An 8,708-nucleotide genomic window follows, 5' to 3' on the forward strand; every position below is an offset into this window, starting at 1 on the left:
GGCGAATTTGCTTCCGGCGCAATGCACACGTCCGCCGCCGCCGGGCGGTTCAGACTTCTTTCACTCGCTGCAGGTGCGGTCGCGGTTGATGCACCACACGAGGCGGTTCATGATCCGTTGCGACATCACGTTGGCGAAGTCGTCGTGGTCGGACCGCGGGTTGTGGCTCTCCTCGGGGAAGGAGTCCACTTTGTACTGCCCGGCGACCTGGACGTCGCGCGGGATGTCGTAGACCAGCGTGATGCGCAGCTGCGGCACGGCCACGAACCCGCGCTTGCACCGGCCGTTCGCCTCGGGGAAGACGATGTGGTCGCGGTGGTTGGCGCTGTCGATGTTGCGGCCGTCCCAGCAGCTCGGGAAGTCGTGGATGCGCTCGACCTTGCTGCCTTCCGGGCAGATCGGGTACTTGTCGATGAGCCGGTCCTCGAACCCGGTGCACGTCCAGCTGGCGCGGGCGTTGCGCGGACCGTTCGTGCCCTGCTTGGCGTCGCCGTAGAGCACGCGCAGGAACTTCGGCATGGCCCGCACCGGGCCCACCGGGCTGCCGCGGAAGGTGATGTTCACCGACTCGGGCAGCTGAATCTCCCCGTCGTTGCCGCCTATCTCGCTGTTGTCGTCGGCAGGCGGCTGTTCGGCGTCGTCGCCGTCGCTGTTCTCGTCGCCGTTGGGGATTCCCTGCCGCTGGGCGTCCTCGACCGCGCAGGTGGCCTGTGCGGGGTCGACGGGCTGCCCGGTCGCCTGGCTGATGCGGTCCAGGCTCGCCGATCGCTGTTGCCGCAAGGGTTCCAGTACAGCCGCCTCGGCGGCGGGGTCGGCCGCGATCCGCTCGTCGGCGGCCGCCTCCTGCTGGTCCAGCGCGTCCAGCTCGGTGTCCACGGTCGACATCGCGTGCTCGGGGACCTCGGCGAGCTGACTGGCCACGTCCGGGCACTCGACCTGCGCGACGTCCTCGGTCTGCTCGGCCTCGGCGCGCTGGGCGTCGAGCTCGGCCTCGTCCTCGGGCGGGTTGGCCTCCTCGGCGTCCTCGCGGTCGATCCGCACCACCGGCCAGAAGTAGGCGGACTTGTCCCCGTTGCGGCAGGTGGTCCCGGCGCGCAGCAGGCTCTCGTTGGTGGAGTCGGCGTTGGTGGAGAGGTTGCCGACGTAGTCGTGCAGGTGCTGGGCGCCGTTGCGCACGCCCGGCTGCGCGATGAAGTTGTCGGGGTTGTAGTGGCCGTTCTCGTTGCGGCCGCAGTCGACCGTGAACGTGCCGGTGGAGGCGCGGCGGTTCGGCCGCACCTCGGTCACGTTCGGGGCGACCGTGGTGATGTCGACGAAGAACGCCGGGTCGACCTCGTCGGCGCCGGCCTGACCGGTGTCGCCCGCGGTGGTGGCGACGGTGACGCCCGCGGCCGCGAGCGCCAGTCCGACCGCGAGGGTCGCGATCTTGGTCCGGCGTGCGACGCGGTGCCGGCCTTCGTTTCGAGCCATGGATGTGCTCACCTCGAATCAGCCCGGCGGCGCACGCGCGCGCCGGGTTGTGGCGTGGGATTGGGACGAAACGGCTCCCCCGAGCCCGTCACAGGGGGATACGTACGTCGCGCCCGCCGAGTTCAAAACGCGATCCGCGCGTTATCGCGTCGTTATAATGACTGCTCAGCGCTCGATGCTGGCGAGCACCGCGCCGGACTCGGTGCGGATCTGGAACTTTTCGATGTCCCCTGGACCGAACGCGGTGCCGCCGGAGATGAGCAACGGGTCCACCGCGCCGGCGGGCACCGTCCAGCTCGCGACGGTCTCCTCGTGCCCGCTCCAGTCGACGGCGACGAGGTGGCAGCGCAGCGGGCCGGCGACGCCGGTCAGGTCGAGCCGTACCGCGGCGCCCCAGCTGGTCGGCATCACCAGCACCTCGGTGCGCAGCGCCTGGCCGGTCTCACTGCCGGTGAACCGGCTCGCGCCCGGCGACGACGGTGGCGGCGGGGGTGGCGGTGTACTGGCCGCAACCGGCGCCGGGGCCTGCGACGGGACGACGGCCAGCGTCACCAGCGGCCCGGCGATGATCAGCAGCAGAGCCGCGACGGCCAGCACCCGGCGCACCAGGGTGCGGCGGCGGCGGATCGCGGCGACCTCGTCGAGCATCGGCGCCAGCACCCGCGGCGCGGGAACCGGCGGTTCCGGCCAGTAGCGGCGGATCTCGTCGAGCAGGTCCGGCAGCTCGTGCATCTCCAGGAGGTCGAGCTGGCAGTTCGGGCAGTCCAGCAGGTGCGCCTCGAACGCCGCGTTGTCGGCGTCGTCGAGCACGCCGAGGACGTAGGCGGCGATGTCGGTGTGCGCCGGTTTGCGCATGCCGCTCACCCCCGCTCCCGCAGCGAGCGGCGCAACGCCCGCACGGCGTGGTAGATCCGGGACTTCACGGTCCCCGGCGGCACACCGAGCGTCTCGGCCGCCTCGTTGACCGTGCGGCCGTGCAGGTAGGTCTGCAGGACCGCCTCCCGGTGCTCCGCGGACAGGGTCTGCAGTGCTTCGTGCAGCATCATCGCGGCCAGGGTCCTGTCCGATTCGTCCGGCACCCCGACGGAGTTCGCGTCGGGCTCCTCGACCTCCTGGGGCCGCGCGCGGCGGCTGCGCCAGCCGTCGATCACGATGCGGCGGGCCACGGTGTGCAGCCACGCCCGCAGCATCTCCGGCTCCCGGTCGAGCTTGTCTGCGTTGCGCCAGGCCCTGATCAGGGTCTCCTGCACGACGTCCTCGGCCCACAGACGGTCACCCCCGGTCAGGGTGATCACGAACGCGAGCAGGGGGCGGCCGAACTCCCGGTAGAGGGCGGTGGCCAGGTCGTCGTCCTGGCCCGCGTCGGGCACCGGCTCGACCACGGTGCGGAGAATTCGGCTGTGGCGTCCCACGGCGGACATCTTTGCGGTATTCCGGTCGCGGAGTCCAGTGCGAAATTCGCGGAAAAATTCTTTGAACCGCTTCCGCGCCGCCGTCGTATACCCCGCTGACAGTTCCCGGGCCGATCCCCCGCGACCCGGACCTTTTCCGTCCACTGTGGATTCCAGGAAGGCGTCCCGACGTGCCCCGATCCCCTGCGCTGACACCGCTGGCCACCGGTTGCGTGGTCCTCGCGGTGATCACCGCGTGCGACACCGGCTCCCCCGCGCCGCTGCCGCCACAGTCCGTTCCCGCGGCGGAGGCCGCACCGGCGCTCAACGCCGTGCGCGCCTTCGACCTCGGCCGCATCGTGGTCGACGGCGCGGGATTCACCTTGTACCGCTACGACAAGGACACCACCGCCCCGCCGCGGTCCGCGTGTGACAGCGCGTGCACCCGGACGTGGCAGCCCGTGCCCGCGACCGCGGCGCAGCAGTTGCACGGCATCGACCCGGCGCTCGTCGGATCCCTCACCCGGGCCGACGGCACGGACCAGGTGACGCTCGCCGGGCACCCGCTGTACCGCTACCGGCCCGACGAAATGCCCGGCGAAACGGGCGGGATGGGATCGGGCGACGCGTGGTTCCCGGTCACCCCGGACGGGAACAAAGTGCAGGCCGCGAGCGATCCGGGACGAACTGATGCGTTCGGCCTCTAGACGATTCCTGACCCTGATCGTGGTCGTGTTGTTCGTCCAATTGGCCGTACCACGGAATGTGACCGCGCAGACCGAATTGAGCGCCGCCGACCGCGATCTGCTGATCCGCGTCCGGCAGGCCGGGCTGTGGGAGATGCCCGCGGGCGACTGGGCCCGCACCCGCGCCCGCGACGAGCACGTGAAGGACGTCGGCATGACGTTGATGGTCGACCACGGGCGGCTCGACGTGCAGGTGCGCGACCTGGCCCAGCGGCGCGGCGTGATCCTGCCCGACCAGCCGACGGCCGACCAGCAGCGCTGGCTCGTGGAGATGCGCGACGCGCCGACGGCCGCCGACTTCGAGCGGGTCTTCGTCAACCGGCTGCGCGCGGCGCACGGCGTGGTGTTCGGCGTCATCGCGCAGGTGCGCGCGAACACCCGCGACGACGAGATCCGCGCGTTCGCCGCCGCCGCGAACCAGGTGGTGCTCCGGCACATCACGCTGCTGGAGAGCACCGGCCTCGTCGACTACACGCAGCTGCCCCAGCCGCAATCCGGCACGGCGTCCGCCTCCGCTGGCGCGGCCCTCGACCTGGCGGCCACCGACGTCATCACCACCGTCGTGCTGGCCGCGCTGCTGTGCGGAGCGACGGTGCTCGTGCTGTGGCTGATCCGCCACCCCGCCAGACGACTGAAAGCTGGAGACAAGACGTGACACTCGAGTCCCTGATGCCGCTCGCGCAGCAGACGGCCGACACCGGTTTGCGCGGTGTCGCGGCCTTCTCCGCGCGGCTGGCGTACGCGTTCATGTGCCTGACGCTGTGCTGGGGCGTGCTGACCGCGACCGGCTGGGTCCGCAACATCACCGGCCGGAAAGCGCTGCGCAGCGGGCACATCGCGCTGGCCACGCTGGCGCTGGCCTTCGGCGCGATCCACGCCCTGTCGTTCCTGTTCCTGACCAGCGGCGCGTTCACCGTGGCGCAGCTGACCGTGCCGCTGACCGGGCTGGCGCGGCACAGCTTCGGCATCATCGGCATCGAGCTGATGCTCGCCGTCGCGCTCACCGCGGGCCTCCAGCGCTACACCGCCTACCGGCGCTGGCTGTGGGTGCACCGGCTGGCCTACCCCGCGGTCGCGCTGACCGCGTTGCACTCGTTCTTCGGCGCCATCGCCAACGGGCACCTCGCGCTGCTGTGGCTCGGCGGGATCACGCTGCTGGTGCCCACGGTGACGCTGGCCGTGCTGCGGTTCCTGCCGTCGCGGGTCCTGGAGCGCATCGGGCTGGTCGAGGAGCTGGTGTGAAGCTGCGCAAGGGACCACGCGTGAGCGTGAACAACGAGCGGTGCGAGCTGTTCGGCACCTGCCAGTGGGAGGCGCCGGGACTGTTCGAACTGGAGCGCAACGGCCGGCTGCGGTACCGGAGCCGGCTGACGGACGAGGACTGGGAGCCCGCGGTCGCCGCCGCCCGCAGCTGCCCCATGCAGGCCATCCAGATCAAGGGGATCTCCGATGAGTGACGGCGACCGGATCGTGATCGTGGGCGCGGGCGTGGCCGGGCTGCGTGCCGCGGAACGGTTGCGGGAACTGGGTTTCGACGGCGAACTGGTGATCGTCGGCGACGAGGCGCGCAAGCCCTACCACCGGCCGATGGTGTCCAAGCAGCTGATGATGGGCACGGTCCGCCCGGCGGACGCGACGTTGCAGACCTACACCGACCTTGACGCGCACTGGCGGCTCGGCACCCGCGCGACGCACCTGGACACGCTGCAGCGCGTCGTGCACCTGCCCGGCGGCGAGGAGCTGTGGTACGACGGGCTGGTCATCGCGACCGGCGTGGTGCCGCGGCACCTGCCCGGTTCGCCGCGGCACGATCCGCGGGTGCGGGTGCTGCGCACGGTCGAGGACGCGGCCGCGGTGCGGAAGGCGCTGGCGGCCAGCAACAAGCCGGCCGTGGTGATCGGCAGCGGGCTGATCGGGTGCGAGTTCGCCGCGAGCATGCGGCAGATGGGCCGCGACGTGACGCTGGTCGGGCACGCGCGGGCGCCGCTGCACCGGTTCGGCACACGTATCGCCGAGGCGGTCACCGACATCCAGTTGAAGCACCGCGCGAGCCTGGCGATGCGGTCGGAGGTGCGGCACTGGATCGAGACGAAGGACGCGTTCGGGCTGCACCTGACCAACAACAAGCTGGTCGTGGCCAGTTGCGTGATCCTGGCGATCGGCAGCGTGCCCGCGGTCGACTGGCTGCGCGGTTCCGGGCTGGTGATCGAGGACGGGGTGCTGTGCGAGTCGACGCTGTTCGCCGTCGACGCGGACGACGTCGTGGTCGCCGGGGACGTCGCGTGCTGGCCCAACCTGCGGTTCGACGAGGTGCCGCGGCGGGTCGAGCACTGGCTCAACGCGGTGGAATCCGGTCGCGCGGCGGCGGAGAACCTGATGGCGGGCCGCCGTGCCGCGCAGCCGTTCACGCCGATGCCGCGGGCGTGGTCGAGCCTCTACGACGCGCGGCTGCAAATGGTCGGCATGCCCGCGCTGGCGGACGACACGGTGCAGCTCGCCCAGGGCGTGACGGGTTTCGTGCGCGGCGGGAAGCTCGTCGGGGCCGCCGGGTGGGACCGCCCGCGGGCGATGCTGAACTGGACCGCGGAACTGCACCGCCGGCTGCCTGCACCGGCGACGGTTCCGGCGCCCGAACCCGCCGACACCGAGCGAGTGCCGGACTCCCCGGCGGAGTGGCTGTCGGTGGGCTGACGGGCGCCGGACTCCTTCACGAAACGGCTGTCGGTGCGTCAGCGGCTGCCGCACTCCCCCACGGAACGGCCACCGCCGGGCCAACGGCTGCGGGTGCCTCCGGTGCTCCGCCGGAGGCACCCGCGGATCGCCGGGTAACACGGGGAAACCTGGCCGTCACCGGGGGACAAACCGTTGGCAACAGCGGCTTCCTAGCGTCGCCGGTCATGGATGCGACGACGGCTCCACCGGTTCAGCGCCAGGCCACCAAGGAAACCCTGGAGGACTACACCCTCCGCTTCGCGCCGCGGACCTACCGGCGGTGGACGCCGGCGGTCGTCGGCGCCTCGGCGCTCGGCGGCATCGCCTACATGGCCGACTTCTCGATCGGCGCGGGCATCGGCCTGACCCACGGCACCGGCAACGCCCTGCTCGCGATCGGCGTGGCGGCGGTCGTCATCTTCGTCACCGGCTTCCCGCTGGCCTACTACGGCGCGCGCTACAACATCGACCTCGACCTCATCACCCGCGGCTCCGGCTTCGGCTACTACGGCTCGGTCATCACCAGCGTCATCTTCGCCAGCTTCACGTTCATCTTCTTCGCCACCGAGGGCTCGATCATGGCGCAAGGCCTCCGCTACGCGCTGGGCCTGCCGCTGTGGCTGGGGTACCTGGTGTCCACTTTGGTCATCATCCCGCTCGTGATCTACGGCATGAAAGCGCTTGCGAAGCTGCAGAGCTGGACCAACCCGCTGTGGCTGCTGCTGATGGTCGCCCCGCTGGTGTTCCTCATCGTCCAGGACCCGGATTCGGTGTCGCGCTGGCTGTCCCACGAAGGCACCGGCGGTTCCGGCCTGAGCACGGCGGCGGTGATGCTCGGCGCGGGCGTGTGCCTGTCGCTGATGGGGCAGATCGGCGAGCAGATCGACTACCTGCGCTTCATGCCGCCGCGCACGGCCGAGAACCGGCGCGCCTGGTGGACGTCGGTCGTGCTGGCCGGGCCTGGCTGGGTGCTGTTCGGCGCGGTCAAGCAGGCGATCGGCGTGTTCATGGCGGTCTACGTCCTCGACGCCGTCGGCGCGGCGGCCGCGGTCGAGCCGATCGAGCAGTTCACCGGCGTGTTCAAGCAGATGCTGCCGCCGTGGCTGGTCGTCCCGCTGGCGCTCGTGCTGGTCGTGCTCAGCCAGGTGAAGATCAACGTCACCAACGCCTACTCCGGGTCGCTGGCGTGGACGAACTCGTTCACCCGTGTCACCAAGCACTACCCGGGGCGCCTGGTCTTCGTGCTGGTCAACCTCGCGATCGCGCTGGTCCTGATGGAGGCGAACATGTTCAGCTTCCTCAACAACGTGCTCAGCTTCTACTCCAACTGCGCGATGGCCTGGGTCGTCACGGTCGCCACCGACATCGGGGTCAACAAGTACCTGCTCAAGCTGTCGCCGAAGCAGCCGGAGTTCCGGCGCGGGATGCTCTACGCGGTCAACCCGGTCGGAGTGGTGTCCTTCGTGGCCTCGTCGGCACTGTCCATCGCGGTCTACTTCGGACTGTTCGGGAACGCGATACAGCCGTACTCGCCGCTGGTTGCGGTGGTGATCGCGGTGGTGCTGACCCCGCTGGTGGCGATCCTGACCCGCGGCCGGTACTACCTGCGCCGCACGGACGACGGCATCACCGAGCCGCTGCTGGACGCCGACGGCAACCCGAGCGGCACCCGCTACGACTGCGTGGTGTGCGGCGAGCCCTACGAGCGCCCGGACATGACGGCGAGCGCGGCCGGCGGCACGATCTGCTCGCTGTGCCTGAGCACCGACCGCACGGGCACGCACGTGCTGCCCGCATAGTCAACCGGACAGGGCCCGCGCCGCGATCGCGACGAAGTCCTCCAGGTGCGGGCGCCGGTGCCCGTCGGCGACGGCGAGGCAGATTTCGAACTCCTCGGCGTCGCTGATGGTCCGGTGGACCACGTCCGGCCGCGAGTAGTAGCGCGCCACGCTGCGCGGGATCATCGTGATGCCGAGACCGGCCGCGACGAGCTCCAGCTTCTCCTCGATCGTGCTGATCCGCCTGGTCTGCGCGTCGATGACGTGTTCGCCGTCGAGGTCGGCGTGCCGGACGCGTCGCCGCGCGGCCAGCGGGTGCGCGGCGGGCAGGCACACGACCTTCGGCTCGCTGCCGACGCGGAGGGTCTTCAGGCCGGCGCGGTCGAACGGCTGTCGCAGGTACCCGACGTCGGCGCGGCCGTCACGCATCGCCTCGGCCTGCTCGAACCAGTTGAGGTGCAGCAGCTCGACCTCGACGCCCGGGTGCGCCTGCGCGAACGCCCGGACCGCGGGCGAGACGGTGAGCCCTGGCGCGAACCCGAGCACCAGCCGCCGCGCACCCCGCGCCGCGCCGTACGCCCGGCGGGGGCGGTGGCCGCGACCCGCCGGGC

At 71.1% G+C, this 8,708-nt stretch carries 10 protein-coding genes; 6 read left to right on the forward strand and 4 right to left on the reverse strand.

Features of this window, described 5'->3' with window-relative positions:
• Positions 1-60: 60 nt before the first annotated feature.
• The 3 genes from ABZ193_RS36190 to ABZ193_RS36200 form a co-directional block, all read right to left on the reverse strand.
• Positions 61-1,470: a DUF1996 domain-containing protein gene (locus ABZ193_RS36190; RefSeq protein WP_354713054.1), complete on the reverse strand. Its 1,410-nt coding sequence runs from the start codon at positions 1,468-1,470 to the stop codon at positions 61-63.
• A 165-nt stretch (positions 1,471-1,635) separates the two neighbouring features.
• Entirely contained in the window at positions 1,636-2,325 is a 690-nt protein-coding gene (locus ABZ193_RS36195) for a zf-HC2 domain-containing protein (protein ID WP_354713055.1), read from the reverse strand.
• 5 nt (positions 2,326-2,330) lie between these two features.
• Entirely contained in the window at positions 2,331-2,882 is a 552-nt protein-coding gene (locus tag ABZ193_RS36200; RefSeq protein WP_354713057.1) for a sigma-70 family RNA polymerase sigma factor, read from the reverse strand.
• Positions 2,883-3,052: 170 nt separating this feature from the next.
• Here ABZ193_RS36200 and ABZ193_RS36205 point away from each other — a divergent pair, with 170 nt between their 5' ends.
• The 6 genes from ABZ193_RS36205 (at position 3,053) to ABZ193_RS36230 (ending at position 8,118) form a co-directional block, all read left to right on the forward strand.
• A complete protein-coding gene (locus ABZ193_RS36205; protein ID WP_354713058.1) occupies positions 3,053-3,568 on the forward strand; it encodes a hypothetical protein in 516 nt (171 codons plus the stop codon).
• 58 nt (positions 3,569-3,626) lie between these two features.
• On the forward strand, positions 3,627-4,262 hold the full coding sequence (locus tag ABZ193_RS36210) for a DUF4142 domain-containing protein (RefSeq protein WP_354713060.1): 636 nt from the start codon (positions 3,627-3,629) through the stop codon (positions 4,260-4,262).
• A 14-nt stretch (positions 4,263-4,276) separates the two neighbouring features.
• Positions 4,277-4,849 (forward strand): ferric reductase-like transmembrane domain-containing protein, encoded by a 573-nt coding sequence (locus tag ABZ193_RS36215; protein WP_354713067.1) that lies wholly within the window; start codon positions 4,277-4,279, stop codon positions 4,847-4,849.
• Positions 4,846-5,064 carry a ferredoxin gene (locus ABZ193_RS36220; RefSeq protein ID WP_020422406.1) on the forward strand — a complete coding sequence of 73 codons (219 nt, stop codon included), beginning with the start codon at positions 4,846-4,848 and terminating at the stop codon, positions 5,062-5,064. The genes ABZ193_RS36215 and ABZ193_RS36220 overlap by 4 nt, the downstream gene beginning before the upstream one ends.
• Positions 5,057-6,298, forward strand: coding sequence for an FAD-dependent oxidoreductase (locus ABZ193_RS36225; RefSeq protein WP_237339411.1), 1,242 nt, complete (start codon positions 5,057-5,059; stop codon positions 6,296-6,298). The genes ABZ193_RS36220 and ABZ193_RS36225 overlap by 8 nt, the downstream gene beginning before the upstream one ends.
• A gap of 206 nt (positions 6,299-6,504) precedes the next feature.
• Positions 6,505-8,118: a cytosine permease gene (locus tag ABZ193_RS36230; protein WP_354713062.1), complete on the forward strand. Its 1,614-nt coding sequence runs from the start codon at positions 6,505-6,507 to the stop codon at positions 8,116-8,118.
• Here ABZ193_RS36230 and ABZ193_RS36235 read toward each other — a convergent pair.
• Positions 8,119-8,708: LysR family substrate-binding domain-containing protein (locus ABZ193_RS36235; RefSeq protein WP_354713064.1), on the reverse strand; the 590-nt coding region annotated here is incomplete at its 5' end.

This window comes from Amycolatopsis sp. NPDC006125 (assembly GCF_040614195.1).
In the GTDB taxonomy this organism is placed as follows: Bacteria; Actinomycetota; Actinomycetes; order Mycobacteriales; family Pseudonocardiaceae; genus Amycolatopsis_E; species Amycolatopsis_E tucumanensis.

What these genes read in the sequence shown, in the direction of transcription:
- ABZ193_RS36190 (WP_354713054.1), bottom strand. Translation starts at nt 1,470, where the DNA reads ATGGCTCGAAACGAAGGCCGGCACCGCGTCGCACGCCGGACCAAGATC.
- ABZ193_RS36195 (WP_354713055.1), bottom strand. Translation starts at nt 2,325, where the DNA reads ATGCGCAAACCGGCGCACACCGACATCGCCGCCTACGTCCTCGGCGTG.
- ABZ193_RS36215 (WP_354713067.1), top strand. Translation starts at nt 4,277, where the DNA reads ATGCCGCTCGCGCAGCAGACGGCCGACACCGGTTTGCGCGGTGTCGCG.
- ABZ193_RS36225 (WP_237339411.1), top strand. Translation starts at nt 5,057, where the DNA reads ATGAGTGACGGCGACCGGATCGTGATCGTGGGCGCGGGCGTGGCCGGG.
- ABZ193_RS36230 (WP_354713062.1), top strand. Translation starts at nt 6,505, where the DNA reads ATGGATGCGACGACGGCTCCACCGGTTCAGCGCCAGGCCACCAAGGAA.